Source organism: Roseibacterium elongatum DSM 19469, assembly GCF_000590925.1.
GTDB lineage: Bacteria > Pseudomonadota > Alphaproteobacteria > Rhodobacterales > Rhodobacteraceae > Roseibacterium > Roseibacterium elongatum.
The window spans coordinates 2250386-2276530 of record NZ_CP004372.1; the positions used below are offsets into that span (position 1 = coordinate 2250386).

At 67.0% G+C, this 26145-nt stretch carries 25 protein-coding genes and 1 pseudogene; 10 read left to right on the top strand and 16 right to left on the bottom strand.

Going from position 1 to position 26145, the window contains the following annotated elements:
* The first annotated feature begins 54 nt into the window (after nt 1-54).
* From modA to modC, 3 genes are read left to right on the top strand one after another with little or no spacing between them, the layout of a single operon-like run.
* Nucleotides 55-825 carry a molybdate ABC transporter substrate-binding protein gene (gene modA / locus ROSELON_RS10935; RefSeq protein WP_025312435.1) on the top strand — a complete coding sequence of 257 codons (771 nt, stop codon included), beginning with the start codon at nt 55-57 and terminating at the stop codon, nt 823-825.
* 1 nt (nt 826) lies between these two features.
* A complete protein-coding gene (gene modB, locus ROSELON_RS10940) occupies nt 827-1522 on the top strand; it encodes a molybdate ABC transporter permease subunit (RefSeq protein ID WP_025312436.1) in 696 nt (231 codons plus the stop codon).
* A complete protein-coding gene (gene modC, locus ROSELON_RS10945) occupies nt 1519-2601 on the top strand; it encodes a molybdenum ABC transporter ATP-binding protein (RefSeq protein WP_025312437.1) in 1083 nt (360 codons plus the stop codon). The genes modB and modC overlap by 4 nt, the downstream gene beginning before the upstream one ends.
* A gap of 18 nt (nt 2602-2619) precedes the next feature.
* Here the strand turns inward: modC and ROSELON_RS10950 are convergent, their stop codons facing one another.
* Nucleotides 2620-3216, bottom strand: coding sequence for a hypothetical protein (locus tag ROSELON_RS10950; protein ID WP_156945922.1), 597 nt, complete (start codon nt 3214-3216; stop codon nt 2620-2622).
* A 432-nt stretch (nt 3217-3648) separates the two neighbouring features.
* On the opposite strand from ROSELON_RS10950, the gene ROSELON_RS10955 reads away from it, so the two are divergent.
* The 3 genes from ROSELON_RS10955 to ROSELON_RS18750 are packed head-to-tail and all read left to right on the top strand — an operon-like array spanning nt 3649 to nt 6339.
* A complete protein-coding gene (locus ROSELON_RS10955; protein ID WP_198020752.1) occupies nt 3649-5313 on the top strand; it encodes a hypothetical protein in 1665 nt (554 codons plus the stop codon).
* A 4-nt stretch (nt 5314-5317) separates the two neighbouring features.
* Entirely contained in the window at nt 5318-6127 is an 810-nt protein-coding gene (locus ROSELON_RS10960) for a hypothetical protein (protein WP_245605333.1), read from the top strand.
* On the top strand, nt 6124-6339 hold the full coding sequence (locus ROSELON_RS18750; RefSeq protein ID WP_245605334.1) for a hypothetical protein: 216 nt from the start codon (nt 6124-6126) through the stop codon (nt 6337-6339). The genes ROSELON_RS10960 and ROSELON_RS18750 overlap by 4 nt, the downstream gene beginning before the upstream one ends.
* A 233-nt stretch (nt 6340-6572) precedes the next feature.
* On the opposite strand, the gene ROSELON_RS18185 is transcribed toward ROSELON_RS18750, so the two are convergent.
* Entirely contained in the window at nt 6573-6872 is a 300-nt protein-coding gene (locus ROSELON_RS18185) for a hypothetical protein (protein WP_156945923.1), read from the bottom strand.
* 24 nt (nt 6873-6896) lie between these two features.
* The gene (locus ROSELON_RS10965) at nt 6897-7151 is read right to left on the bottom strand and encodes a hypothetical protein (RefSeq protein WP_025312440.1); all 255 of its coding nucleotides are present in this window, start codon (nt 7149-7151) and stop codon (nt 6897-6899) included.
* A gap of 284 nt (nt 7152-7435) precedes the next feature.
* On the opposite strand from ROSELON_RS10965, the gene ROSELON_RS10970 reads away from it, so the two are divergent.
* On the top strand, nt 7436-7813 hold the full coding sequence (locus tag ROSELON_RS10970) for a PAS sensor domain-containing protein (RefSeq protein WP_025312441.1): 378 nt from the start codon (nt 7436-7438) through the stop codon (nt 7811-7813).
* Nucleotides 7814-7902: 89 nt separating this feature from the next.
* Here ROSELON_RS10970 and ROSELON_RS17535 read toward each other — a convergent pair whose 3' ends face one another.
* From ROSELON_RS17535 to ROSELON_RS18760, 7 genes are all read right to left on the bottom strand, one after another.
* Entirely contained in the window at nt 7903-9108 is a 1206-nt protein-coding gene (locus tag ROSELON_RS17535) for a hypothetical protein (protein ID WP_156945924.1), read from the bottom strand.
* A complete protein-coding gene (locus ROSELON_RS10980) occupies nt 9093-9500 on the bottom strand; it encodes a hypothetical protein (protein ID WP_156945925.1) in 408 nt (135 codons plus the stop codon). Before ROSELON_RS10980 ends, ROSELON_RS17535 begins: the two co-directional genes overlap by 16 nt.
* Nucleotides 9501-9632: 132 nt before the next feature.
* Entirely contained in the window at nt 9633-10370 is a 738-nt protein-coding gene (locus ROSELON_RS10985) for an SDR family oxidoreductase (protein WP_025312444.1), read from the bottom strand.
* On the bottom strand, nt 10367-11692 hold the full coding sequence (locus ROSELON_RS10990) for an FAD-binding oxidoreductase (RefSeq protein WP_025312445.1): 1326 nt from the start codon (nt 11690-11692) through the stop codon (nt 10367-10369). The genes ROSELON_RS10985 and ROSELON_RS10990 overlap by 4 nt, the downstream gene beginning before the upstream one ends.
* Entirely contained in the window at nt 11689-12117 is a 429-nt protein-coding gene (locus ROSELON_RS10995) for a GtrA family protein (RefSeq protein WP_342665282.1), read from the bottom strand. Before ROSELON_RS10995 ends, ROSELON_RS10990 begins: the two co-directional genes overlap by 4 nt.
* A complete protein-coding gene (locus ROSELON_RS18755) occupies nt 12108-13028 on the bottom strand; it encodes a UbiA family prenyltransferase (RefSeq protein ID WP_245605335.1) in 921 nt (306 codons plus the stop codon). The genes ROSELON_RS10995 and ROSELON_RS18755 overlap by 10 nt, the downstream gene beginning before the upstream one ends.
* The gene (locus ROSELON_RS18760; protein ID WP_245605336.1) at nt 12935-13615 is read right to left on the bottom strand and encodes a haloacid dehalogenase-like hydrolase; all 681 of its coding nucleotides are present in this window, start codon (nt 13613-13615) and stop codon (nt 12935-12937) included. Before ROSELON_RS18760 ends, ROSELON_RS18755 begins: the two co-directional genes overlap by 94 nt.
* Nucleotides 13616-13839: 224 nt before the next feature.
* On the opposite strand from ROSELON_RS18760, the gene ROSELON_RS18190 reads away from it, so the two are divergent.
* Nucleotides 13840-15297, top strand: coding sequence for a tetratricopeptide repeat protein (locus ROSELON_RS18190; protein ID WP_025312447.1), 1458 nt, complete (start codon nt 13840-13842; stop codon nt 15295-15297).
* A 12-nt stretch (nt 15298-15309) separates the two neighbouring features.
* Here the strand turns inward: ROSELON_RS18190 and ROSELON_RS11010 are convergent, their stop codons facing one another.
* From ROSELON_RS11010 to ROSELON_RS11035, 6 genes and pseudogenes are all read right to left on the bottom strand, one after another.
* Nucleotides 15310-15885, bottom strand: a complete 576-nt coding sequence (locus ROSELON_RS11010) for a peroxidase-related enzyme (protein WP_025312448.1) — start codon at nt 15883-15885, stop codon at nt 15310-15312.
* Between the two features lie 120 nt (nt 15886-16005).
* Nucleotides 16006-17747: pseudogene (locus ROSELON_RS11015) on the bottom strand (SulP family inorganic anion transporter).
* A 139-nt stretch (nt 17748-17886) separates the two neighbouring features.
* Entirely contained in the window at nt 17887-19560 is a 1674-nt protein-coding gene (locus tag ROSELON_RS11020) for a bifunctional protein tyrosine phosphatase family protein/NAD(P)/FAD-dependent oxidoreductase (protein WP_025312449.1), read from the bottom strand.
* Nucleotides 19561-19682: 122 nt separating this feature from the next.
* Nucleotides 19683-20567, bottom strand: a complete 885-nt coding sequence (locus tag ROSELON_RS11025) for an MBL fold metallo-hydrolase (RefSeq protein WP_025312450.1) — start codon at nt 20565-20567, stop codon at nt 19683-19685.
* Between the two features lie 31 nt (nt 20568-20598).
* A complete protein-coding gene (locus tag ROSELON_RS11030; protein WP_025312451.1) occupies nt 20599-21048 on the bottom strand; it encodes a DUF6691 family protein in 450 nt (149 codons plus the stop codon).
* A 14-nt stretch (nt 21049-21062) separates the two neighbouring features.
* Nucleotides 21063-21581, bottom strand: coding sequence for a YeeE/YedE family protein (locus tag ROSELON_RS11035; RefSeq protein WP_281172812.1), 519 nt, complete (start codon nt 21579-21581; stop codon nt 21063-21065).
* 268 nt (nt 21582-21849) lie between these two features.
* On the opposite strand from ROSELON_RS11035, the gene ROSELON_RS11040 reads away from it, so the two are divergent.
* Both ROSELON_RS11040 and ROSELON_RS11045 read left to right on the top strand, forming a co-directional pair.
* Nucleotides 21850-22992, top strand: coding sequence for an efflux RND transporter periplasmic adaptor subunit (locus ROSELON_RS11040; protein WP_051508402.1), 1143 nt, complete (start codon nt 21850-21852; stop codon nt 22990-22992).
* Nucleotides 22989-26129, top strand: a complete 3141-nt coding sequence (locus ROSELON_RS11045) for an efflux RND transporter permease subunit (protein ID WP_025312454.1) — start codon at nt 22989-22991, stop codon at nt 26127-26129. The genes ROSELON_RS11040 and ROSELON_RS11045 overlap by 4 nt, the downstream gene beginning before the upstream one ends.
* The last annotated feature ends 16 nt before the right edge of the window (nt 26130-26145 follow it).

Consider the following 26145-nt stretch of genomic DNA (forward strand, 5'->3'; position numbering starts at 1 on the left):
TTGCCCGCGATTGCCGCGCCAAGATACCCGTGATGGCACGCGTCCGAGGGTGCCATGCGCTGCTTGATTGTCGGTTTTCTGCTCTGTGCCTGTCTCGGCCTGCCGCGCGCTGCGGCCGCCGACGCGGTGACCGTTTTCGCAGCCGCCTCGATGACCGAGGCGCTGTCGGAGATCGCCGATGGCTATACCGCGGCGACGGGGCAATCCCTGCGTCTGTCCTTTGCCGGGTCCTCGGCTCTGGCGCGGCAGATCGAACAGGGCGCGCCGGCCGATATCTTCGTGTCGGCCAATGCGGCCTGGATGGATCACCTTGAGGCGCGCGGACATGTCGTGCCCGGCAGCCGTTTCGATCTGACCTCGAACGGGTTGGTCCTGATCGCGCACGGGGCCACGGCGCCCGAAACCGAGATCCAGATCACGCCGACGCTGGATCTGTCCGGGCTCTTGGCGGGCGGGCGGCTTGCCATGGCCCTGACCGAGGCGGTGCCCGCCGGCATCTACGGGCGCGCGGCGCTGGCGCATCTGGGCCGGTGGGACGAGGTCGCCGGGCAGGTGGCCGAAACCGACAATGTGCGCGCGGCGCTGATGCTTGTGGCCAGCGGTGCCGCGCCGCTGGGCATCGTCTACCATTCGGACGCGATGGCCGAGCCGCGCGTGCGCATCCTGGGTGTCTTTCCCGAAGACAGCCACCCGCCCATCACCTATCCCGTGGCGCTGATGGACGGCGGTGACGCGCCGGCCGCGCGGGCATTCCTGTCTTATCTGCAAGCCTCGCCAGCGGCCGCCATCCTGGCGGCGCACGGGTTCCGGGCGCCGGGGGGCTAGGATGGGCGACTGGCTGGGCCCGGCGGAATGGGAAGCGGTGCGGCTGTCCTTGCGCGTTGCGGCGGTCGCTGTGGCGGCCAGTCTGCCCTTTGGCATCGCGGTGGCCTATGCGCTGGCGCGCGGGCGCTTTCCGGGCCATGGGCTGTTGAACGGGCTTGTGCATCTGCCCTTGATCCTGCCGCCGGTGGTCACGGGCTACCTGCTTCTGCTCAGCCTCGGTCCGCAGACCGCCCTTGGCGGCCTTTTGTCGACCCTCGGCATGCCCGTGGCCTTTCGCTGGACGGGGGCGGCGCTGGCAGCGGCAGTCATGGCCTTTCCGCTGATGGTGCGGGCGATCCGCCTGTCGATCGAGGCGGTCGATGCCAAGCTGGAACAGGCGGCCCAGACCCTCGGCGCATCGCGGCTATGGGTGTTCGTGACCGTGACCTTGCCGCTGATCCTGCCGGGGATCATCACCGGGGCGATCCTGGCTTTCGCCAAGGCGATGGGCGAGTTCGGGGCAACGATCACCTTCGTCTCGAACATCCCCGGCGAAACCCGCACCGTTCCGTCGGCGATCTATGCCTTCCTGCAAATTCCCGGCGGCGAGGATGCCGCGCTGCGCCTCGTTCTGGTGTCGGTCGGCGTGGCCATGGGCGCCTTGCTGCTGTCCGAATGGCTGGGCCGCGTGGTGGCCCGGCGGATCGGTGGCGCATGACCCTGGATGTGAAAATAAATCATCGATTCAATGGCTTGACGGTCGATGTTCAGTTTTCCGCGCCACCGGGCGTCACGGCGCTATTCGGTCCATCGGGATCTGGAAAAACAACGGTTATCAATGCCGTAGCGGGCATTTTTCACCCTGATGCGGGGCGCGTCGCCATGGGGGACACGGTGCTCCTCGATACTGCGCGGCGCCTGTGCCTGCCGCCGCAGCGGCGGCAGATGGGCTACGTGTTTCAGGAGGCGCGGCTGTTCCCCCATCTGACGGTCCGTCAGAACCTGCTTTTCGGTCGGTGGTTTTCCAAACAGCCCGCGCCGGAACCCGAGGTGGCGCGCGTGATCGAGATGCTGGGGCTGGGAGCGCTGCTGTCGCGGCGGCCGCGGGATCTGTCGGGCGGCGAGAAAAGCCGCGTCGCCCTTGGCCGCGCGCTGCTGTCCTCGCCCCGCCTGATTCTGGCTGACGAGCCGCTGGCCGCGCTGGACGAGGCGCGCAAGGCCGAGATCCTGCCCTATTTCGAGCGCCTGCGTGACGAGGGCGAGGTCTCGATCCTCTATGTCAGTCATTCCCCGGCCGAGGTCGCGCGTCTCGCCACGACCGTCGTGGTGCTGGAACGCGGGCGCGTCGTCGCGCAGGGCACGGCGGCCGAGGTGCTGGGCGATCCCGGCATCACGCCCCTGGGCGCGCGCGAGGCCGGGGCGATGATCGTCGCAACCGTCCGCGCGCACCATCCCGACGGGTTGAGCGAGGTCGCGGCGGGCGGTGTGCCCCTGTTTCTGCCGCATGTCAGGGCCGCCCCCGGTCAGGAGCTGCGGCTGCGGATTGCGGCGCGCGACGTGATCCTGTCGCGTCACCGCCCCGAGGGGCTGTCGGCGCTGAACGTGATATCGGGTCGCATCGCCGAGATCCGCACCGGCCAGGGGCCGGGCGCGCTGGTGGCGCTGGAAACGCCCGCGGGCCGAATACTGGCGCGGATCACGCAGCGGTCGGTGGCCGCGCTTGGGCTGGCCGCGGGCGGCGATGTGCATGCCATCGTCAAGACCGTCTCCATCGCGCCCGGTGATGTGGGCGGCTGAGCCGGCCTCGCCCGTGGTTCAGGCCCCTTTGGCGGTGGTTTCCGGCGTCTGGTCGTCGGGGGGCGTGGTCTCGGCATCCTGCGGGGCCGGGTTCACCGGTTCCTTTCCGAGGTTCTTCTGCACATCGCGGGCATAGGCCGCGCCGCCCGACACCATCAGCGTCTCGGTCAGCATCGGGCGCAGACCCGGCGCCTCGGGATGCGCCTCGATCGCCATCACGAGAATCGCCTTGGCCGCTTCGACATCCCCGTCATGAAAGGCGATTCTGGCGCGCGCGGCGGCAATGTCTGCCCCGCCGATCTGCCCCTCGGACATGGCTCGGGCGACGATGGCGCGCGCGTCGCCGCTGCGGTCGTCGGTCAGGGCCGTGTCGATCAGCAGGCTCAGCGTATCGGAATCGAGATGATCCTCGGCCAGCTTTTCCTCGGTGCTGCGCGCCGCGCCCTTGTCTTGAACGCGCAATTGCGCGCGCAGCAGCAGGCGCAGCAGGGCGCGATCCTCGGGATGGCGTTTCAGTCCGGCCTCGGCCATCTTGCGCGCCAGCCCCGCATCGCCGGAGTCGAATGCCGCTTGCGCAACGTCGCTTTGTGAGTCCGCCTTGGCTCGTTCAGTCATCGGTGCCCCCTTGTCCGATAAAGATGTCGTGTCGTGGCCGTGCCAGACGCCCCCCGGCTCGGACGACAGGATGTCGACCGATTCCGCGTCACTCGTCATGTAGGGGACGCAGGACCAATCCTAATCCGTCCCGCAGTTAAAACTTCGTTAACCGCAGAGCTGACCCGGTGCCACAGCCTCTGTCCCAGGTCCACGAAATAGGCGGAATTGATCGCACCGATGGCCTGCGCGCCGTTGCGTCACGCGGACAAGTATTGCAACACTCCCTGTCAGGTATTTTCCGAACCGGCCGACCAGACCCAGGCCGCCATTTTGCAAGCATGGAGCGTTTCCTTGTCCAAAGCTGCCCCGTCCTGTCCGCGACCAGTTTCCAGTTCTGCATTGCGCGGCTGCGCCCTCGGGCTTGGTGTCGCGATCGGTCTTTCGGCGCCGATGGCGGCGGCCCAGGGGATTGCCCCGCCCGATGGCGCAACCATCGCCGAGCGCATGGCGCGGCTGGGGGCGGATGTGCCCGGATCGATCTGGGCGATGCAGCCCTTTCTCAACACCGACGAGGTGACGGCCGAGGATGGCACGGTCTTTCGTCTGAACTCGATGAACCCTTACGTGAACGCGTGGTTCGTTCTGGAAATCGCGCCGCCGGGCGGATCGAGCCGCTACTACCATCTCGAGAACGCCGATCGTGCCGAATGGCAGGTGTCGCTGGTGCAGGACGGCGGCACCCCGGCGATCCGTGTTTCGGGCACCGAGGACGAAGAGGGCGAAGAGATCCTCTGCGCCCCTTGGGAAAATGACGGCCTGGCCGAGGCGCGCAACACGGGCCTGCCCTTTGCGCCGCTTTGCGAGTGGGCGCTGTTTCTGCGCAACCCTGTGACCGGAAATCGCACCACGCGCGAGGCCGTGGCCGAGTTTCTGCGCGACAATGTCATGTTCGGCGACTCGATCGTGAACCTGATCAAGGGCACCTTTTTCGAGGATGCCTTCATGGTCTCGTCCGAGGGACTCGAGATCGAGGAAGAGGTCGATGGCGTGGCCCTGCTGGGCGAGGCGCTGCTCGATCGAGCGCCCCTGATGCGGCCCTATATGGGGTTTGACCTGGTCGATGCCGATGGCGGCATGCAGGCGGGCAGCTGGTACGAGGTCGATGGCGCCGAAGGCATCTATGCCAGCGTCATGCAACCGGGCATGATCGCGAACGAGGTGTTCCAGGTGCGCGGCGCCAACCGGCTGGACGGGGTGGAAAGCCGCGCCGATGTCTACCTGGTCGCCTTCGACATGGCCGAGTTCACGCTGGGCTACGAGCCTGGAACGGATCATCCGCGGCTTGGCTGGTCGTCGCGCCCCAGCCATCGCCATTACGAGGGGCGCGGCCCCGACGGGTTCGAACGGGCCGATCCGCTGGTGCGGACGGGTACGCTGAACCCGACCTTCGCGGAATCGGTGGCGGCGATCTTCACCGGCGGGTTCAAGCGCGACCACGGCGCCTGGCGCTTTGGCGATTATGCGACCTTCAACTATGGCAACCATTACGGGTTCATGGTCGATGGCGTGATCCTGTCGCGGCTGTGGGAAAACCTCTCGACCCTCTACATGACCCATGACGGCGAGGTCGTGATGCGCACCTGGACCGAGGCGGACAATTCCCCCGAGGTCCTGTCAACGCTGCAATTCGCGCGCCAGAACGGCGTGCCGATCATCGAGAATGGCGTTCCGGGGTCGCGCGTGACCTCTTGGGGCGGCGGCAACTGGTCCGGTTCGGCCAATGCCGATCTGCGCACCCTGCGCGCCGGGGCCTGCACGCGCACGGTCGAGGGGCGGCAATTCCTGATCTACGCCTATTTCTCGACGGCGACGCCCTCGGCCATGGCGCGCACCTTTCAGGCCTATCAATGCGATTATGCCATGCTTCTGGACATGAACAGCCAGGAGCACACCTACATGGCGCTCTACCAGCGCGCGGAAGAAGAGCTCGAGGCCCAGCACCTCGTGACCGGCATGGCCGAAGTGGACGCGCGCGGGTCGAACGGACAGCGCATTCCGCGGTTCGTCAGTGCGCCCGACAACCGCGATTTTTTCTACCTGATCCGGAGGGAGTGACGTGATGCGATTGGGAACGACCCTGAAAACCACCCTCGGCGCGGCCCTGGCGGCGCTGACCCTGTCGGGAGCCGCATCGGGCCAGACCCTGGCCGAAAACAACGCGCTGATGTTCCAGCAGATGCGCGAGATCCGCGGCGTGTCGGGCAGCGAGATGCGTCGCATCCAGGAAATCTTTGCCGCCGCGCCATGGATGGGGCAGGGCAACCCGTCGGTCACACGCCACCCGATGACGCCGGAACAGGCGGCCGCGCGGTTGGGCGGATCGGTCGAGCAGGTGCGCGACAGCTACCGCAATCGTGCCTTCGAACGCATCTGCGGCGAACCCTTCATGGTGCCGCTTTATGACCCCGAAACCCAAAGCCCGTCGGATGCAACCGTCTGCGCGGACATGTTCGAATACCCCAACATTCCGCTGGCCTACCCGGTGACCTGGGTGCGCGCCAACGAGGCGGCGATGTTGTGCGCGGCCGAAGGCAAGCGCATGGGCGACGCCCATGAGTGGGAGGGGGCCGCGGCCGGTCAGCTTTTGCCGCCGGACTACCCGTTCGACATGGTGCGCGGCATGGGCATGTCGGCCGCCGTGAACACGATGCGCAGCTGGCACAACAACCGCTACGCTTCGACGCGCAACCTCTATTCCATCGGTCAATGGCGCTCGGGCGTCTGCGCCACGGGCTCGTCGAAATCGCCGGGCTGCAATGGCGGCAGCTTCACGGGCTGTGCTCGAACACCTATCCGGCGGGCTCTTTCCCCGAATGCCGGTCGCCCCTGGGCGTTTATGATATCGATGGCAACGCCGCCGAGCACATGAACCTGCCCCTGTCCGAGGATCAGATGGCCAGCCGCGGCTCGACCACGCTGGGTGTGACCGAGATGAAAGGCTCGTGGTTCATCTGGGACACGATCCGGGCGCATGAGCACTGGGCCCGCTGGCGCGCGCCCTTCTGGCATGGCAGCCGCGTAATGTCGCCGTCGAGCCACCATAACTACCACCTCGGGTTCCGCTGTTTCCGCGATATCTGAGGGGGCGAGCGGTCCGTAACGGGCCGGAACACCTGACACGAAAGGGCCCGCGTCATTCATGGCGCGGGCCTTTCCTATACCGATGGGATGTCACGATGATGCTGGTCTGCAGACACCAATGTCCACCGGCACAATTCATGTCCGACGCAGTCACTTAACTTTTTCGGGAGGTTGGGGCGCGGCCGACCAGGGGCCAAAAGCAGAAGGGGCCCGGCGTTCCGGACCCCTGATTTTTACTTCACGGCAACGCGTGCCTGCTGAAGCCGCTCTTCGATGCCGTCCTTCGACAGGGCCGATTTGGGCGGATTGGACTTGCGGTATTTTTCGGTCGCGCGGGCCGAGATGTAGGCAAAGGCTACAACAAAACCCAGCGTGCCGAAATTCAGAATAAGGCCACCGATTTCCATGGTCATTCCTCGTGATTGGTTGCTGTGGTCGTCTGTGCAGCTTGAGTTAGAGCCATGCCAAAAACCGGCAATGGCCCCCGCGAAAAAAAATAGCTGCAACGCACCAATCAAGGTGACGTGGATCAATTGAGGCGACGGGGGCGCTGTGGGTCAGCCGACGATCACGACGACGGCCCCGAGGAACAGGGCAAACCCGAGCAGCCCGAACTGGGCGGCGAACAGGCTGCACCCGAGGAGGAGCGCCAGCGTCAAACCCACGATCACCGCCTGCCCGCGCAAGGGCAGGTCGTCGACGCGGCTTTCCAAGGTGCTGAACCCGGTCTTGCGGGCAAAACCTGCGATCAGTGCCAAGGCCACGGTCCGTGAGGATTCCCAGGCAGGCGTCAGAATATCGCTGGCCGTCATTGCATCTACTCCTCGCTCACACAAAGCATGCAATAGCATACCAGAACCTTCGCGTCCACCGAATCCGCCCCCCGTTGCCCGCGTTTAGGGGCCTTGTTAGGGCGTATCGGCCGGTTTTTGGCGGTGGCGTGCGGGTCTATGGCGGGCACGAGCGTCCGGGGCCGCGAATCGACGCGAATCGGCCATCGGTCTTCGATTTGCCATTGGAGTGCGGCGCGCGGATGCGCTAGGCAGTAATCGGCCAAGACGTATCGACCCCCAACCGCACAAGAGGGCGCCATCACATGGAAAATCGGAACGAAGACAAGGCTTTCCTCAAGTCGTTGCTGGAAGAGGACGAGGTCGAGATGAGCGTGGTGTTTTCGGACCCGTCGCTGCCGGACAACCCGATGATCTATGTCAGCGACGAGTTCGAGGCCCAGACGGGCTATTCCCCCGAAGAGGCGGTCGGCCAGAACTGCCGCTTTCTGCAAGGGCCCGACACGAATCCGCATGCGATCGAGGCCATTCGCCACGGGCTGCGGGCCGAGACGCGGTTCACCATCGACATCCTGAACTACCGCAAGGACGGCACGCCCTTCGTCAACCGCCTGAGGATCCGCCCGATCTATGACGGTGACGGGCGTCTGATCTACTTCGCCGGGGCGCAAAACCCCGTCTGAACGGCCCATCCGCAAAAAAAGGCCCGCCCCGGTTTGCCGGTGGCGGGCCTTTCTCTCTTCCGCGTCCCTCGTCTTGCGACTTGCGGTGGTTATTGCAGGGCGGCCAGGCGCACGGTGGCCGAATTGAGCGGCCCATCGCTGTTGAGCAGGCTGGCATATTGCCCATCGGTCAGCAGGCTGCGCAGGTCGATGGCGCGCCCGTCGATATAGGCCGTGCGGCTGACCAGACGGATGCCATGGCTGTAATCGGCATAGTATTCGCCATGCACGGTCGACAGCGGCTGGATCGGGTTGCCGTTGCTGCGGTGCCAGCCGTAGATCGCCACGCGACCGGGCGCGCGGCTGAGGCGGTTGGCGATCACCAGATCCTTCTTGTGACCGGCGACCAAAATGCCGCCGCGGCCGCCGGCGCGGGCGAACTGGCCGTCCACGGTGGCGTCATGGCGCAGGAAATAATCCGTCGACGACATCTGCGGCCCCGGCGTCATGGGCGAGGGCGACAGGCGCAGGTCGGCCTGCGCATAGATCGCATCGACCATGCGCGTCGTCGGCAGCATCATGTCGAACCCGTCAGCCACCCGCAGCGCGGCCGGCAAGCCGAGGGGCACTCGCACGTGATCTTCGTCCGAGCCGATGGCAAGGTAATCGGGTGTCACGCAGATCGTGATCTCGGTCTGGCGGCCCCCGGCGATGCCGGTGAAGCTGACTGGCTGCAGATCGCGCAGGAAATCCGGGACGTTGCCGGCCAGCGCCTGATCGGCGATGGCATTGTCACGTCCCGTACCGGACCCGTTGCCCAGGCTGGCCATCACCGCCGCGCCACCCGGCGCGCTGCCACGGCGGCGCGGGATCTCGGCCAGACGGGGCGAGCAGGGGTTGGCGCCGCTGCGGGGCCGCAGCAGCCGGGGGGCGGCGGGTTCCTCGTAACGGGCGAGGGTGATCTCGTCCTCGGGGTCGGCAGCGCGGGCGACCTGAACCGCAGGCTCGGCGCGGCCCGGTGTGGCGCGCACGGGGAAGCGTTCGGCCAGACCCTCGGGGCGCAGCGCCGGGCGCGGGCTGACGGCTGCCAACAGGACCGAGGGCGTCGCGCCGTCGGGCACGGCATCAGCGGGCGATTGCGGGGCGCTTAGCGGCGCGGCGCGCGCCACGATCGCCTCGGGGCGGATCGCGGGCGTCGGCAATTCCAGCGCGCGGGCCGGCGTCATGTTGCGCGCCACCTGCACCAGTTCCACCCCGATTTCGGGTCGCGGCAGGGCCTCGACCGGGGGGCGGCCCAGCATTACCGGCACGGACACCGGCGCGGCATCGGGGCGGTCGCCCCGCGGGCTGGCCAGGGCCAGGCGCGGCGCGCGCTGGGGGTGAGCAGCGGCGCATGGCGCACGGCCGCGATGTCATCGTCGAATTCGCCAAGCGTCAGCGCCCCCGATGCCTCGGCTTCGGGGTAACGGCGAGCCTCGGCCGTGCGGGGGCGCGGCGCGGGCCGCAGGCTGGCTGTCTCTTCGATGGCGGTTGCGCCCCGAGACCCGATACGGGCGTCGGACACGTTGGAAAGCACGACGAAACTGCAGATCGCGGCGATACAGGTCGAAGCGACCGAGGTCGCCAGAACGATATCACTCCGGTCCAGTAGCCTGGATGAACTGCCCCTACGTCGCGCCACGTTGAGCGCGAAAACTGTCCCTTTCATGGGCACCGGGGTACGCCCAAAGTGTTAAAATCGCAACAATGCCCAACCCGGTTTTTCCACAGCTGTTGCAGCTTGGGCAGAATCCCGCCGTTCTGGCGGTTTGGTGCGCGGGATTCGGCCCGCCCGATCGGCTCAAATGTCCGTTTTCTTGAAGATCGGCTCGGGGATGGCGCGGATCACCAGCATGATCAGCCGCCAGATCGGCCGCACGTAGATCACGTTTTTCTGCGACTGCACAGCGCTGCGAATCGCATTGGCCACTTCGACAGGCTGCGCGGTCAGCTTTTCGGGCAGATCCATCCCCTCGGTCATGGCGGTCGCCACGAACCCGGGTTTCACCGTCACGACATGGACGCCCTTGTGCGCCAGCCGGTTGCGCAGCCCCGACAAAAAGGCCGTGAACCCCGCCTTGGCCGCGCCATAGACGTAATTCGAGGCCCGCCCGCGGTCGCCCGCGACCGACGAAATGCCCACCAGCGTTCCCGATCCGCGGGTTTCCATCGCGTTGGCCAGATGCCCCAGGATCGAGGCCGGGCCTTCGAAATTGGCCCGCATGACCTGCGCCCCGGCCTTGGGATCGTTGATGTTTTCCTCGTGCTGGCCCATCGCGCCCACCGCGCAGACCGCGATGGCGGGCAGGGCGGGCAGCCCATCGACGAATGCCTTGTGCGCGTCGAGGTCAAACGCGTCGAATTCGTGCAGGGTGACCGCGATGCCGTGGCGGGTTTCGAGATCGGCCTTGTCATCGGCCAGGCGCCCCACATTGCGCGCCGCCAGCTGGATGGGATGCCCGGCGGCGGCAAAGGTGCGGGCGATCTCGCGCGCCATGCCCGAGGTCGCGCCGAGGATCAGGACCGGCCCGCCGCTCATAGCCCCAACCTTTGCGATTGCAGCGAGGCAAAGGCCGCGTCCAGCCCGGTTTCCCGCCGCATCGCAGCAAAAGCCTCGGTGCGCGGATCGGCCTCGGCGAACACCTCGGAGGGCATGCGCGAATCCTTGGCGAGGTAGAACCGCCCGCCATGGTCGAGAGTGATGCGGTCGAGCGTCTTCATCAAAGCCAGGCTCCTGTCATTGGCGGGAAAGTCGAGGGCCAGCGTATAGCCGGCCTGCGGAAAGGAAAACCGGCTGTCCTGCGCGCCAAAGCGCTTGAGCACGGACAGAAAGCTGCCTTGCCCCGAGGCGGCGATGCATTGCACCAACTGGTGCAGGCCCGTGCGCGCGCTGTCGGTGGGCAGGACGCATTGAAACTGGAAGAACCCGCGCTTGCCGTAAATGCGGTTCCAATCGCGGATCGCGTCGAGCGGGTAGAAATAGCTATCCCAATCGACAAGGGTGCGGCCGGCCTTCCACGCACCCAGATGGTAGTAGAGCGTATTGAAGGCATGGACCGTATAGCGGTTCAGGGCAAATCCCGGCAGATCGATGGGCATCGTCAGGCTGCGTTTGCGTTTCACCTGAAACGGGGCGGAGCGCCGCGCCTCGGGCAGGTCCTCGGGCGTTGCGTGACGGCCCAGCATTGCGATCGAGCGTCCCAGATGCGCGCCTTGGGCCGCGCAATCGATCCAGGCCACGGAATAGAGCCAGTCGAGGTGATCCTCGAAAACGTCGATGGCCTCCTCGAGGGTCCGGGTGGCGTAGCTGTCTTGCACGATCCAGCCGCTTTGCACCGCGCGCAGCCGGATCTGGGCGCGCAGGATCACCCCGGTCAGGCCCATCCCCCCCAGCGTGTAGCCGAACAACTCGGGCTGATGGTCGCGCGACACGCGGGTGATGCGGCCATCGGGGCCCATCAGGTCGATCCAGTCCACGAAACTGCCGAAAGCGCCGTCGACATGGTGGTTCTTGCCATGCACGTCCGCCGCGATCGCCCCGCCCAGGCTGACGAACTTGGTGCCGGGGGTGACGCCGGGAAACCACCCGCGCGGCAGGAAGGCCGCGATGATGTCGGCCAGCAGCACGCCGGCTTCGGCAACCAGCACACCCGTTTCGGCATCGAAGGACAGCATCCGGTCCATCCCGCGCATATCGAGCGTCAGGTCCGGGTTCAGGGCGCTGTCGCCATAGGCGCGGCCGTTGCCGCGCGCGATCAGCGGCCCCTGCGACAGCGCCCGGGCCACGTCGGTCTGGGTGCGGGCCCGGATCACCCGGCACTCGGCCACGGGGAACCGTCCCCAACCTGACAGGTTCGTCACGCCATCTCCCTCGCGTCTCGAAAGACGTAGCGCCGGTCGAGCAGGTATTTCGTGACATACCCCACGCTCAGGCCCAGCACCGCGCCCACCTCCCGCGCCAGATCCGTCCCCCAGATCAGCCAGGCGGCGGTTTCGCTCACCCAGAAGATCGCCGTCGTCACCACCCCCATCAGCGCATAAAGCAGGAACTGCGCCCCCTGGGCGCGTGCGCCTGTGGTCTGGTCGTAAAAGATCCACCGCTTGTCCAGCACGTATTTCACCACGAGGCCCACCAGCGTGCCAGCGGCAATCGCCGCGGCAAAACGCAGCCCTCCCACGGGGTCGGCGCCGGCCAGAACCAGGCGCTGCGCCGCCAGATTGGCCAGCACCGCTATCACCGCAAAGGCGGTGTAGCGCAGCACCAGGGTGCGCCCCGTCACAGCCATAGCGCACCGGCGATCATCGCGGCGATGATGGCCACCACCAACCGGCTGGTGCGGTTTTCCAGCGTCCAGACCAGCGGGTCGTCATCCATTTCGCCGCGTCCGGCCACCAGCACCATGCGGCTGATCCAGAAGATCAGCATCGGGCAGACCCCCCAGAGCAGCCAGGGCGCCGGGAACTTGTCCTGCACGTCGGGCTGGTCGACATAGAGCGCCAGCACCAGCACCGCGAGATACCCCGAGGCGATGGCCATCTGGCTGAGGATGCCGCGATCCTCGGCCCGGTAGCCGCGGCGCGTGACCTCGCGCCCGGCGGCGCCGGCCTCGCTCATCTCGCCCAGGCGTTTGACCGCGGCCAGGGAAAAGAAGATGAACATCGAAAAGGCCAGCAGCCAGACCGACAGGCTGCTGCCGATGGCGGCGCCCCCGGCGATGACCCGCAAGGTGAACAGAAAGGCGAGCATGCAGATATCGACGATGGCATGGCGCTTGAGCTTGACCGAATAGGCGGTGGTGGCCACGAAATAGAGCGCCACAAGCCCCAGCAGCGCCGGTGACACCGCCAGGGCCACGGCCAGCCCCGTCAGCAGCAGCACCGGCATCAAGAGCGTGCCCGTCGCCGCCGACAAGGCCCCCGCCGCAAAGGGGCGTCTGCGCTTGCGCGGGTGGCTGCGGTCGTCGGCCAGATCGAGCAGGTCGTTGAGCACATATCCCGCCGAGGCGCAGAGGCTGAGCGCCACGAAGGCGCCCAAGATCCCGAACGCCGCGCCTTCGCCATGCAGGGGGTCGGCGATGACCGGGACCAGAACCAGCAGGTTCTTCAGCCACTGATGCGGTCTGAGCGCCTTGACCAAGGCGCGCGCGCCGCCGTGACCGCGCTCCAGATGTTCGGCGGGCGGGCCGTCTGCGGCCAACCGGCCCGCGTGCGCGCGCTGGCCCCGACCGTGATCGCGCCCGCAGCGGCCCGCCAGACGGGCAGATCCGCCGCGCTGTCACCGGCGTAGACGAAATTGCCATGCCCGAAGCGCTCGGTCAGAAACGCCGCCTTGGCCTCGCCCTTGAGGTTGCGGCTGCCGTCCGAGCCATGCACCTCGTCGAACAGGCCTAGATGACCGGCGATCTGCTGGGCCAGGCGGATATCCGTCGCCGTCACCAGGGCGGTCCGCCCGCCGGCCGCCCGCCATGCGTCGATCCGCGCGATCATCTGGGCGTTATAGGGCAGGTCGGCGGGGTGGATCTGTGCCCGCGTCGCCAGTTCGGCCTTGAGGGTCGCGCGGCCTCGGCCGAGCCAGTGCAGGGCGCGGGCCGGAACCCGCCAGTCATTGCCGGCCGCCGACCAGAAGCTTTCGTGCAGCATGTCGGTGCGGATCAACGTCCCGTCGAGATCGACCACCAGAACATGCCCCGCGGCGGCCAGATCGGCTGCGGGCGCATCTGACCGGTCGTCCGGATCGGGCAGGGCGGGGGCGTCGGAGCGGGCCAGCGTGAAATTCCCTTGCATTTCAAACGGGCGTGAAGGTGCACCAAGGGCGCGGGCTTGGCCAGTGGTTTCTGCCGTCCGCCGCCATCTTCGCCCTATCGACAGGGGCGGTGGCCACGGCTATCGTCCTGCGCGACCCTGTCCCGCGCTGCCAAGGATGATCGCCCGTGTCGCTGCCCAAGTCCTGTCGCCCTGCTCCTGCACTGCTCGTTTCGGCCCTCGCGCTTTGCGCGGCCGCGCCGGCCTTGTCCCAGACCGAAGCGGGCCTGTCGGCCGCCGGTGAGACCCTGCGCGAGGTGATGACCGGCCCCGCGCCCTATGTCGCGGTCGAGGGCGCGGATGCCGCGGCGGAGATGGCCGATGCCGCCGCCACCCCCGAGGCGCTGCCGGGGGCCGAGGCGGCGGCCGCCGCCGTGCGCGAGGCCATGACCGGCCCCGTTGAAACCTTGACGCCGGCGGACGACACCGAGGCGATGGCCGAGGCCGCCCGCCTTGCGGCCGAGGAAGAAGCAGCGCGGCTTGCGGCCGAGGAAGAAGCGGCGCGGCTTGCGGCCGAGGAAGAGGCGGCACGTCTTGCGGCCGAGGAAGAGGCGGCACGTCTTGCGGCCGAGGAAGAAGCGGCGCGGCTTGCGGCCGAGGAAGAAGCAGCGCGCCTTGCGGCGGAGGAAGAGGCGGCGCGGCTTGCGGCCGAGGAAGAGGCGGCGCGGCTTGCGGCGGCGCAGGCGCGCCTTGCGGCCTGCATGGCGACCGCCGGAGAGCCTTCGGCCGAGATCGCCGAAACCGAGGTTGCACAACGCGAGATCTTTCAGGCGCTGGCCGCCGCGCAACGCGATTGCATCGCCGCCGCCGAGGCCTTGCCAGAGGAAGGGGGGCCGTTGTTCCATCTGGCCACCATTGCCCAGGTCACCGGCGAACAGCGCCAGGCCGTGCGCCTGTACGAGCGGGCCGCCGAGGCCGGGGTGGGGGCGGCCTATTCCCGGCTGGGCGATTACTATCTGCTGGGGATTCGGCCCGTCGACGAAGACGTGGAGCAGGCCATCGCCTATTACCGCCAGGCCATCGCGTTGGGTGACACCGAGGCGATGGTGACGCTGGCGCAGATGCATCGTCTGGGTCGCGGCGTGCCGCGTGACGGCGACGAGATGCTGCGCCTTCTGGAGATGGCGACCGAGGCGGGCTATCACCGCGCGCGCTCGACCCTGCTGGAGCTGTACCTGACGGGCGACGACGTGCCGCCCGGCACCAGCGTGCAGTTGCCCGATGCCAGCCGCGCGGTGCCGATCCTGACCGAACTGGCGCGCGATGGCGATGTCGCGGCCGCGCTGCGCCTGGCCCAGCTTTATGACCGAGGCGCACCGGGCATCGCGCCGGACCCGCGGCGGCGCTATGGCTGGGTCGGTTTCGCCGCCGAAAACGGCTCGCCAGAGGCGATCGCGACCCGCGCCTTCTTTCTCGAGCAGGGGATCGGCACCGAGCGCGACCCCGCGCGGGCGGCCGCCGAATATGTTCGTGCGCTGGAAACCGGCGAGGTGGACCCCGCCAGCATGCGCGGCACGGTCAACGGCCGCACGCCACCCTGGGACCGCGAAACCGCGCTGGAATTCCAGCGCATCCTGCAAGAGCGCGGCCTTTATGACGGCGCGCTGGACGCGATGGTCGGCCCCGGCACGCTGGCCGGGGCGCGGGCGCTGGCCGGCGAGTGACCCGAGCCGCGCCTAGCCGCGATCCATCGCGTGATATTCCGCGTTCGGCATCATGTCGGAGGCGATGGCAAAGCGGTTGGACATGTTGAAGAACCCGATTACATCGGCGAGGTCGAAAATGTCGGCCTGGCTGAGGCCCGCATCGCGCAACGCCTGACGGTCGGGCTCGTCCACCTCCCACGGGGCGGTCGTCAGCTTCCACGCGAAATCGAGCATCGCGCGTTGCCGGGCGTCCAGGGTCGCGACCCGGTAGTTGATCACCAGCATCTCGCCCAGATGCGGATCGCCCGAGAGCGCGCGCACCGCCTGCCCATGCGCGACAAGGCAGTAGAAGCAGCGATTGGCCGAGGACACCACCACGGCCACCATCTCGCGCTCCAGCTTGCTCAACCCCGAGGGGGCCAGCATCAGCGTGTTGTAATAGGCGGCGAAGTTGCGCAGCTTTTCCTGGTTGAAGGAAAAGGTGCGCAGCACGTTGGGCACAAGGCCCAGTTTCTCGGCGCAGATCTCGAAATAGCGCTGCATGTCCTCGTCCATCTCGGACGGGTCGGGCAGGTCGTAGATCGAAACGTGATCGGGTTGCGGCATGGTCCTCTCCTCCCTGAGATCCGGGTGAGAGTGCCCGCGCGCCCGTCGCAACGCAAGCGGCCGGGCGGGGGCGGAAAACTCGAGTTTTCCGTGCCGTTTTCCTCGAGGAAAACGCGCCGCTCACTGAGCGGCGGTCACCTCCGGGTGGGGACCTGTCAGTGCGGCCCAGGCGTCATATTGCGACAGGAACACGCGCCCCGTCATCTCGTCGAGGAAATGCGACCGCTTCAGACGGTCGGTGACGGGGCCCTTCACCTCGGACATGTGCAGTTGCACATCCATCGAGCGCAGGCGCTCGTTGATCGCCTCGAGGCTTTCCAGCGCCGACATGTCGATCTCGTTCACCGCCGAGCACATCAGAACCACGTGTTTCACCGGGCAATCCTCGGTCACGCGGTCCTGGATCAGGTCCTCGAGAAAGCGGGCATTGGCGAAATAGAGCGACTCGTCGATGCGCAAGGTGACGACATGCGGGTCGGTCAGCACCTCGTGGCGGTGGATGTTGCGGAAATGCTGGGTGCCCGGCACCAGCCCCACCTCGGCCACATGCGGCTTGGACGTCTTGTAGAGATGCAGGCCGATGGACAGGATCACGCCTGCCGAGACGCCCGTTTCCACACCAAACCCGAGCGTCAGCAGGATGGTCGCGGCGACGGCCACGAAATCGGCCTTGGAATAGGTCCAGGTCTTTTTCAGGATCGAGAAATCGACGAGGCTGAGGACGGCGACGATGATGGTGGCCGCCAGCGTCGCCTTGGGCAGGAAAAAGACGAGCGGCGTCAGCGCCAGCGCGGCGATGGCCAGGCCAACGGCGGTATAGGCGCCAGCGGCAGGCGTTTCGGCGCCGGCGTCGAAATTCACCACCGAGCGCGCGAAGCCACCCGTGACCGGGTAGCCGCCCGAAAACCCTGCCGCGACATTGGCCGCGCCCAGGCCGATGAGCTCCTGATCGGGGTCGATGCGCTGGCGTTTCTTGGCGGCAAGCGTCTGCGCGACCGAGATCGACTCGACAAAGCCGATGATCGAGATCAGAAGCGCGGGGATGAACAGTGCCGAGACAAGGTCGAGCGACAGATCCGGCATGGTGAAGGGCGGCAGCGATTGCGGCACCTCGCCCACGATCGACACGCCCGCCCAGTTCGACAGTCCGAAGACCCAGACCGCCAGCGTGGTGACCACGACCGCGCCCACCGGCCCGGCCTTTTGCGCGATATCGGCCATCCGCGGGTTCACGCCCTTGGCAATCAGCAGCGGCTTCAGCCCCTTGCGGACCCAGAACAGGAGGCCGTGGCCGCCACCCCGATGATCAGCGTGATGACATTCGTCTCGGGCAGATGCGCGACCAGCGACACCACCAGTTCGAACAGGTTGTGGCCGCTCGCATCCACGCCAAGGATATGCTTGAGCTGGCTGGCCGCGATGATGACGCCCGAGGCGGTAATGAACCCCGCGATCACCGGGTGGCTGAGGAAATTCGCCAGGAATCCCAGCCGGAACACCCCCATCGCCAGCAGGATGCCGCCCGACAGCAGCGCCAGCGTCAGCGCGGCGATGGCATATCCCGCCGTACCCTGTTCGGCGACCTGGCCCACCGCGGCGGCGGTCATCAGCGAGACCACGGCGACCGGGCCGACGGCCAGCGCGCGGCTGGTGCCGAAAATGGCATACAGGATGATCGGCAGGATCGAGGCGTAGAGACCGGCCTCGGGCGGCAGACCCGCCAACAGCGCGTAGGCCAGCGATTGCGGGATCAGCATGATCGTGACGATCACCGCCGCGATCAGGTCGTTTTGCAGCGCGTCGCGGTCATAGCGGCGCCCCCAATCCAGCACAGGAACATACTTGCGAAGAGAAGAAAACATGGGTCTGGGCCGTCTTTGTCGTGTCGGTGCGGGTGGGCTGGGGCGGGGGTGTCGGGTGCAGGGGTATCAGGCGCGGGGGCGCAAACGGGGCGCAAGGGGGCGGCGCGGCGTTTCCTGATGCGCCGCCCCCGACAGGGGCTCAGCTCGACGAGACCTTTTCGGGTTTCACCATCCATTCCTTCCCGCGCAGCATCGCCTTCCAGTAGAAGGGCGGCAGGATCTGCTCTTTCAGCAGCCACGCCGCGCGGGTCGGTTTGGTGCCGTCGATCACCCATTTCGGAAAGCTGGGCAACAGCGCACCGCCATAGCCGAACTCGGCCAGAACGATCTTGCCTCTTTCCACCGTCAGCGGGCAGGAGCCATAGCCATCGTAAAGTGCGGTGGGCGACTTGCCCTCGATATCGTCAGCCAGATTTTCGGCCACGATGGGCGCCTGCACGCGGGCTGCGGCGGCGGTCTTGGCGTTGGGGGCGTTCATCACGTCGCCGAGCGACCAGATGTTTTCATAGGTCTTGTGGCGCAAGGTCGCCTGGTCGACATCGACCCAGCCCGCCGCATCGGCCAGGGGCGAGACACGGATGAAATCGGGCGCGGCCTGGGGCGGCACGACATGGATCATGTCGAACTCGGCCTCGACGGTGCGCACCTCCTGATCGGGTTCCTTGACCTCGAACCACGCCTTTTTCGCCGCGCCGTCGATGGCGGTGAGGTTGTGGAAGTAGTTCAGATCGGCCTTGTAGCGGTTCATGTACCCTTGCAGGGCCGGGACGTAATCCTTGACGCCGAAGAGCACGCCGCCGGCATTCATGAACTGGATGTCGATCCTGTCGAGCACGCCCGTGCGGTGCCAGTGATCGCCGGATAGGTACAGCGCCTTTTGCGGGGCCCCGGCGCATTTGATCGGCATCGGCGGTTGGGTGAACAGCGCGCGGCCCGATTTCAGGCCGCTGACAAGCTCCCATGTATAGGGGGCAAGGTCGTAGCGGTAATTCGATGTGACGCCGTTCTGGCCGAGGGTTTCGACCAGCCCGTCGATCTTGTGCCAGTCGAGCTTGAGGCCCGGGCACACAACGAGGCGCTTGTATTTCACCACGCGGCAGCCATCCAGAACCACCACGTCCTTCTCGGGTTCGAAGGCGGCGACCGCCGACTTGATCCAATGCACGCCTTGGGGGATCAGGCTGCCCAGCGTCTTGGCGGTCTTTGGCGCGCCGAAGATGCCGCCGCCCACCATGGTCCAGCCGGGCTGGTAGTAGTGGATATCGGCCGGGTCGATGATGGCGATGGTCTGGCCCGGTTTTCGGGATTTCAGGCTGGAGGCGACCGAGATCCCGGCCGCACCGGCCCCCACGATAACGACATCGTATTCGGCATCGGCGCGGTCGGTCGGGGTCTTGCCCCCATTGACGATGCGGCGCACCACGCCGGCCATGTCGTAGCCGGCCGATTTGGTCGCGGCCAGGATATCGGCGACCGACAGACGCTCGGCCTCGCTGAGCGACCAGAGCGTGGCCGAACGGGTGCCTGATCGGCAATAGGCCAGCACCGGGCCCGGCAACTCGGTCAGCAGATCGCCAAAGGCCTTTGCATCGGCGTCCGTGACCTTGCCTTGCGTGATCGGCAGGTAGCGGGCCTCGAGCCCGAGGGCATGGGCGCGGGCTTCGATCTCCTCGAAATTGGGCTGATCCATGCCTTCGCCGTCGGGGCGGTTGCAGATGATCGCGCGAAAGCCGTGATCCCTGGCGGTGTCGACGTCATGGGCGGTGATCTGCGGGGCGACCGACAGATTGGCGGAAATGGCCTTGGTGTCCATGGGGGATGCTCCTCCTGAAATCCCGGTCGGGTGGTCGTTCGCACCCTGGTCAGAAAACGGCCCGCCCCATCGGCCCCCAATCGGGACATGGGCCTTGGCGGGGGCGGGCCGGATCGGTGTGGTTACAGCGCGTTGATCGGCACCTTGAGCATCGGGTTGCCGTCCTTGTCGGTCGGCACCTCGCCCGCGCGCATGTTCACCTGCAGCGAGGGGATGATCAGCCTGGGCATGTCGAGTTGCGCGTCACGCTCGGTCCGGAACTTGACGAAATCCTCTTTCGACTTGCCGCCGCCGACATGGATGTTGAATTCCTTTTCCTCGGCGACGGTGGTCTCCCACTTGATGTCGCGGCCGTTCGGGCCGTAATCGTGGCACATGAACAGGCGCGTGTTGTCGGGCAGGGCCAGCACCTTGTGGATCGACTCGTACAGCGTTTCGGCCGAGCCGCCGGGGAAATCGCAACGCGCCGAGCCGCCGTCGGGCATGAACAGCGTGTCGCCGACAAAAGCCGCATCGCCCATCACGTGCGTCATGCAGGCCGGCGTGTGACCGGGCGTGTAGATCGCAAAGGCGCGCATGCCGCCGATCTCGTAGGTGTCGCCATCCTGAAACAGGGCGTCGAATTGCGACCCGTCGCGCTGGAACTCGGTCCCTTCGTTGAACACCTTGCCGAAGACGTTCTGCACGGTGACGATGTTCTCGCCGATGCCGATCTTGCCGCCCAGTTTTTCCTGGATGTAGGGCGCGGCCGACAGGTGGTCGGCGTGGACATGCGTTTCGATCAGCCAGTCGACGGTCAGGCCCTTGTCCTTGACGAAGGCGATGATCGCGTCGGCATTGTCATAGCTGATGCGGCCGGCGGCATAGTCGATATCCATCACCGAGTCGACGATCGCGCAGCTGGTCGAGTTGGGGTCCTTCACCACGTAGGAAATCGTGTTGGTGGCGGGGTCGAAGAAGGGTTCGACCTCGGGGCGGACGTTCATGTTAACGGGATAGTCGGTCATGTGGGGTCTCCTCCGAAAGATGTCGGTCTCGTCATGCGCCGGTCGTGGCGGCAGACGAATTGCGGTTGCGCAGCCGGGCCTGCAGGCCCCTGGCCACGAAGATGCCCGCCAAGAGGGCTGCGGTGAACAGGATGACCTCGATACGGCCGGTCCCGAGGGCGGGCAGGGCGCCGCCGGGGCAGAAGCCCGCGATGCCCCAGCCGACCCCGAAGAGCGCCGAGCCGCCGATCAGCCGGGCGTCGAGCCTGGTCGCCGTGGGCAACTGGAACCGACCCTCGAAGATCGGGCGCGGGCGCGGCAGAACCAGGCGATAGCCGAAGAAGGCCACCGTCACGGCACCGCCCATCACGAAGATCAGGCTGGGGTCCCAGATGCCGAAGAAGTCAAAGAAGTTCAGAACCTTGGCAGGGTTGGCCATGCCCGAGATCACGATCCCGATGCCAAAGACAAGGCCGATCAGGTAGATCGAGAGAATACGCAGAAAGCCCATGTCGCTTATCCTCCGAACACGTGACGAATGACATAGACGGTGGCCGCCGTGGTCACCATGAAGCTGAGCGTCGCCACGATCGAGCGCTTGGACAGGCGCGCCATCCCGCAGACGCCGTGCCCGGACGTGCAGCCCGAGCCGAAGGTCACGCCGACGCCGACGATGAAGCCGCCGATCAGCAGCATCGGGGTCGAGACCGGCACTTCGATCGGGGGCATCTCGCCGGTGACGGCCAGATAGGCGACGGGGCCCGTGACCATGCCGGCCAGAAGGGCCGCGCGCCAGCCGAAGTCATAGACCGAGGCCGGGGCCAGAAGGCCGGCCAGAATGCCGGTTGCGCCCATCACGCGGCCAAGGGTCCACATCAGCAAAACCGCGGCCAGCCCGATAAGGACGCCGCCGGCCAGCGATTGAAAGGGGGTGAATGCTGTTTCGATCATGCCTCGTTTCCTGAGTGATTCTGCGTCATGCCTGCATTTTCCCAATGCAAGCAGTGTCTTGCAGAAAGGGTATCCTGTTCGCATTCCAAGGCATACCGAAACGGCGCGTGCGGTTCAGTGACGTAGTCACACTGGCCGCGCGAATGTCGCGATCGGGAGAAACGGCTGCCGATCCGTGGCAGGTCGACGGCATCGGGTGTGTCCCTTTCCTGGCGCCGGTCGCACGCCGTGCGCGGCCTTGTGACGAGAACGCGCCTTGTTGCGCGTGCAGGGGGCCGCTAGCGTCCGGTCAGGATTTCACGCCAGCCCGCCCGACCGGGCCGGTGGCCCCGCGCATGGGATAGTGACGCAGATGAGTGATGATCGTGACCGCCTGACCTTCCGCGACGATCCAGGCGCCTCGCGCTCGGTCTGGGTGGCCGCCGCGCTGGTGGTGGTCATCGTGGCGTGGATGGGCAGTGGCATCGTGTTTCCCGCAACCGAGGAGAGCGCAGCAGCGCCGGTGGCCGGCCCCGCGCCTGTCGCCGTCACCGTCGAGACCGTGGTGCCCGAGCCTGTGACGCTGTTCTTCCAGGCCGAGGGGCAGGCCCTGCCGGATCGCGATACTGCCATCCGGGCCGAGGGCTCGGGCGATGTGGCCGAGGTTCTGGTGACCCGCGGGGCGTTCGTGGAGGGCGGCGCGGTGATCGCACGGCTGTCGGCGCGGCGGGCCGAGGCCGATCTGAACCGCGCGCGCGAGGAACTGGCGCGCGCGCAACGCGAATTCGACAACGCGACCGAGTTGCTGGAGCGCGGCGTGGGCACGGTGGACCGGGTCGCAGAGGCCCAGGCCGTGCTTGCCGCCGCGGCGGCGGCGGCGACCGCGGCCGAAGAGGCGATCGAGGCGCTGGACATCACCGCGCCCTTTGCCGGTCGGCTGGAAACCCTGTCGCTGGACGCGGGCGAATTCGTCCAGGCCGGGGCCGAGGTCGGGCGCGTTGTCGACAACCGCCCGCTAACCGTCGCCATCCAGGTCCCCCAGCAGCAGTTGCGCCGCATCCGGGACGGGCAGGTGGCGACGGTGCGCTTCATCACCGGCGAAGAGGTCGAGGGGCGGGTGACCTTTGTCGGCACGTCGGCCAATCCCGAGACGCGCACCTTCCTGGCCGAGATCGAGGTGCCGAACGAAGATGGCGCCATCCCCGCCGGTATTTCGGCCGAGGTTCGCATTCCGACCGGCACCCGGGAGGCGCATTTCATCCAGCCGTCCACCGTTTCGCTCAGCCCCGAGGGGCAGTTGGGCGTCAAGACGGTGGATGAAGCCGATCGCGTCGTGTTCCACCCCATCGAGATCGTGCGCGCCGAGATTGCCGGCGTCTACGTGGTCGGCCTGCCGCAGACCGCGCGGGTCATCACGATCGGGCAGGGCTATGTGCGCGACGGCGATCCGGTCCGCGCCCTGCCGGCGTCGCCGGACACGGGGGCGACGGCGGGCGATGCCGGGGGCGATCGATGACCGCGGTGATCGACGCGGCCTTCTCGCGCACCAAGGTCGTGATGATGGCCCTGGTCATGATCCTGACGGTCGGCATCTATGCCTATTCCGCCATCCCCAAGGAGGCGACCCCCGAGGTGCCGCTGCCGCTGGTCTACGTGTCCACGGGCCTCGAAGGCATCAGCCCGGCCGATGCCGAACGCCTGCTGATCGAGCCGATGGAGACCGAGTTCGCCGGCATCGCCGATCTCGAGACCATGGAAAGCCACGCCTTCGAGGGGTTTGCCAGCGTCCAACTGGAATTCGCCGCGGGCGGCGACATCGACGAGGCACTCGACCGGGTGCGCGAGGCGGCCGAGAATGTCGAAGGCGAGTTGCCCGATGACGCCTATGACCTGACCGTGACCGAGATCAACACCGCGCTGTTCCCGATCCTGACGGTCGTCATCTCGGGGCCGATCCCGGAACGGACGCTGAACGATCTGGCGCGCGACGCGCAGGACCGGATCGAGGGTCTGGCCGGCGTGCTCGAGGTCGAGATCGGCGGCGCGCGCGACGAATTTCTCGAAGTGCTGATCGATCCGACAGTGTTTCAGACCTACAACCTGTCCTTTGACGAACTGATCTCGCAATTGCAGCGCAACAACCGGCTGATCGCGGCGGGCGCGATCGAAACGGGCGGCGGCCGGATCGTGCTGACCGTGCCGGGCCTGATCGAGGATCTGGGCGATGTTCTGGACATCCCGGTGCGCGTACGCGACGGGACGGTCATCACCTTTCGCGACGTGGCCACCCTGCGCCGCAGCTTCGAGGACCCGACCGGATTTGCCCGCATCAATGGTCAGCCCGCCCTGGCGCTGGAGGTGACCAAACGCTCGGGCGCCAACATCATCGACACGGTGGCCGACACCCATGCGCTGCTGGAGGAGATCAGCGCCGACTGGCCCGACAGTGTCGAGATCACCTATCTGGGCGATCAGTCCGAGTATGTCGAAACCCTGTTGTCGGATCTCGAGGCCAATGTGATCGCCGCGGTGATCCTCGTGATGATCGTCATCGTCTTCGCCCTCGGGCTGCGCTCGGCGATCCTGGTGGGGCTGGCGATACCGGGGGCGTTCCTGGCCGGTGTCAGCACGCTTTGGGCGATGGATTACACGATGAACATCGTTGTGCTGTTCGCGCTGATCCTTGTGGTCGGCATGCTGGTCGACGGGGCCATCGTGACCGTGGAGCTGGCCGATCGCCGCCTGCAGGAGGGCGCCACCCCGCGCGAGGCCTATGCCGCGGCCGCCAAGCGCATGTCATGGCCGATCATCGCCTCGACCGCCACGACGCTGAGTGTTTTCTTCCCGCTGCTCTTCTGGGGCGGGCTTGTGGGCGAGTTCATGAAATTCCTGCCCATCACCGTGTTGTTGACGCTGTTCGCCTCGCTGTTCATGGCGTTGATCTTCATCCCCGTGCTGGGCGGGATCATCGGCAAGCGCCAGCCCAAGTCGGCCGCGGCCAAACGCAGTCTGCACGAGGCCGAACATGGCGATCCACGGCGCATCGGCGGGCTGACCGGCGCCTATGTGCGGGCGCTGGAATGGGCCATCCTGCGGCCGGGGGCGACGGTTCTGCTGGCCGTGGCGCTGCTGTTTGCCGGCGGCGGGCTTTATGCTGAGTTCGGCCGCGGCGTCAGTTTCTTTCCCACGGTCGAGCCCGAGGTCATGCAGGTCCAGCTGCGCACGCGCGACAATTTCTCGATCTACGAGCGCGACGACCTTGTGCGCCGCGTCGAGGATCGCCTTCTGGGCCACGATGAGGTCGAAACCATCTATGCCCGGTCCCTGATGCAGGCCGGGCAGGGCGACGAGGAAACGATCGGCACCCTGCAGCTGGACCTGATCGACTGGGACGAACGCCGCCCGGCCGCCGAGATCGGCGCCGAAATCCGCCGCGACATGGCCGACATCGCCGGCATCGACCTGCAGGTGCAGACCGAAAGCGGCGGGCCGACGACCGGCAAGCCGGTCAACCTGCGCATCGCGGCGCAGGACCCGTCGGTGCAGGCGGCGGCGGTCGAGCAGGTGCTGGCGCTGATGGACGGGATCGGCGGCTTTACCGATGTGGCCGACACGCGCCCCATCCCCGGGGTCGAGGTCGCGATTCGTGTCGACCGCGCCGAGGCCGCGCGGTTTGGCGCCGATGTCAGCCTGCTGGGGCAGGCGGTTCAACTGCTGACCCTGGGGATCGCCGTCGCCGATTACCGCCCCGACGACGCCGATGGCGAGTTGGATATCCGGGTGCGCTTTCCGGCCGAGGAGCGGTCGCTGTCCGAGCTGGTCAATCTGCGCGTGCCGACATCGGCGGGGCTGGTGCCGATCTCGAACTTCGTGTCCTTCGCGCCGGTGGCGCGCACCGGAACGATCACCCGGATCGATGAACGGCGCGTGGTCACGATCGAGGCGAATGTCGCCCCCGGCCTTCTGGTCAACGATCAGGTGACCGCCCTGCAGGCCGCGCTCGAGGCCGCCGACCTGCCCCCTACGGTCAGCTACAGTTTCGCCGGCGAAGCCGAGGATCAGGCCGAGGCCGCCGCCTTTCTGACCCGCGCCTTCCTCGCGGCGATCTTCCTCATGCTCGTGATCCTCGTGTTGCAGTTCAACAGCTTCTATCAGGCGCTGGTGATCATGAGCGCCATCGTCTTTTCCATCGCCGGGGTGCTGCTGGGGCTGCTTGTCACCGGGCGGCCCTTCGGGATCGTGATGGGCGGGATCGGCGTGATCGCGCTGGCGGGTATCGTGGTGAACAACAACATCGTCCTGATCGACACCTACAACGACCTGCGCCGCGCCGGCATGGCGGCCCGCGAGGCAGCGCTCAGGGCCGGGGCGCAGCGTTTGCGGCCGGTCCTGCTGACGGCGGTGACGACGGCGCTGGGGCTGATGCCGATGGTTCTTGGGGCGAAGCTCGACTTTTTCACGCGCGAGCTTGCCCTCGGCGCGCCATCGACGCAGTACTGGACCGAACTGTCCAGCGCCATCGTCGGCGGGCTGTCGGTGGCGACCCTTCTGACCCTGATCCTGACGCCGGCCATGCTGATGCTCAAGGACGGCCCCCGACCGAACCGGGCGGGGGTGAGGGCGGAAAGCGACGGGCCGCAGCCCGTTCCCTGACGGCGCGGGAGCTGTC

Coding starts and splice junctions, on each gene's coding strand:
- modA (WP_025312435.1), top strand. CDS start 55: ATGCGCTGCTTGATTGTCGGTTTTCTGCTCTGTGCCTGTCTCGGCCTG.
- modB (WP_025312436.1), top strand. CDS start 827: ATGGGCGACTGGCTGGGCCCGGCGGAATGGGAAGCGGTGCGGCTGTCC.
- modC (WP_025312437.1), top strand. CDS start 1,519: ATGACCCTGGATGTGAAAATAAATCATCGATTCAATGGCTTGACGGTC.
- ROSELON_RS10950 (WP_156945922.1), bottom strand. CDS start 3,216: ATGACTGAACGAGCCAAGGCGGACTCACAAAGCGACGTTGCGCAAGCG.
- ROSELON_RS10955 (WP_198020752.1), top strand. CDS start 3,649: ATGGCGGCGGCCCAGGGGATTGCCCCGCCCGATGGCGCAACCATCGCC.
- ROSELON_RS10960 (WP_245605333.1), top strand. CDS start 5,318: ATGCGATTGGGAACGACCCTGAAAACCACCCTCGGCGCGGCCCTGGCG.
- ROSELON_RS18750 (WP_245605334.1), top strand. CDS start 6,124: ATGAACCTGCCCCTGTCCGAGGATCAGATGGCCAGCCGCGGCTCGACC.
- ROSELON_RS10965 (WP_025312440.1), bottom strand. CDS start 7,151: ATGACGGCCAGCGATATTCTGACGCCTGCCTGGGAATCCTCACGGACC.
- ROSELON_RS10970 (WP_025312441.1), top strand. CDS start 7,436: ATGGAAAATCGGAACGAAGACAAGGCTTTCCTCAAGTCGTTGCTGGAA.
- ROSELON_RS10980 (WP_156945925.1), bottom strand. CDS start 9,500: ATGAAAGGGACAGTTTTCGCGCTCAACGTGGCGCGACGTAGGGGCAGT.
- ROSELON_RS10985 (WP_025312444.1), bottom strand. CDS start 10,370: ATGAGCGGCGGGCCGGTCCTGATCCTCGGCGCGACCTCGGGCATGGCG.
- ROSELON_RS10995 (WP_342665282.1), bottom strand. CDS start 12,117: ATGGCTGTGACGGGGCGCACCCTGGTGCTGCGCTACACCGCCTTTGCG.
- ROSELON_RS18760 (WP_245605336.1), bottom strand. CDS start 13,615: ATGCAAGGGAATTTCACGCTGGCCCGCTCCGACGCCCCCGCCCTGCCC.
- ROSELON_RS11010 (WP_025312448.1), bottom strand. CDS start 15,885: ATGCCGCAACCCGATCACGTTTCGATCTACGACCTGCCCGACCCGTCC.
- ROSELON_RS11020 (WP_025312449.1), bottom strand. CDS start 19,560: ATGGACACCAAGGCCATTTCCGCCAATCTGTCGGTCGCCCCGCAGATC.
- ROSELON_RS11025 (WP_025312450.1), bottom strand. CDS start 20,567: ATGACCGACTATCCCGTTAACATGAACGTCCGCCCCGAGGTCGAACCC.
- ROSELON_RS11035 (WP_281172812.1), bottom strand. CDS start 21,581: ATGCGAACAGGATACCCTTTCTGCAAGACACTGCTTGCATTGGGAAAA.
- ROSELON_RS11040 (WP_051508402.1), top strand. CDS start 21,850: ATGAGTGATGATCGTGACCGCCTGACCTTCCGCGACGATCCAGGCGCC.
- ROSELON_RS11045 (WP_025312454.1), top strand. CDS start 22,989: ATGACCGCGGTGATCGACGCGGCCTTCTCGCGCACCAAGGTCGTGATG.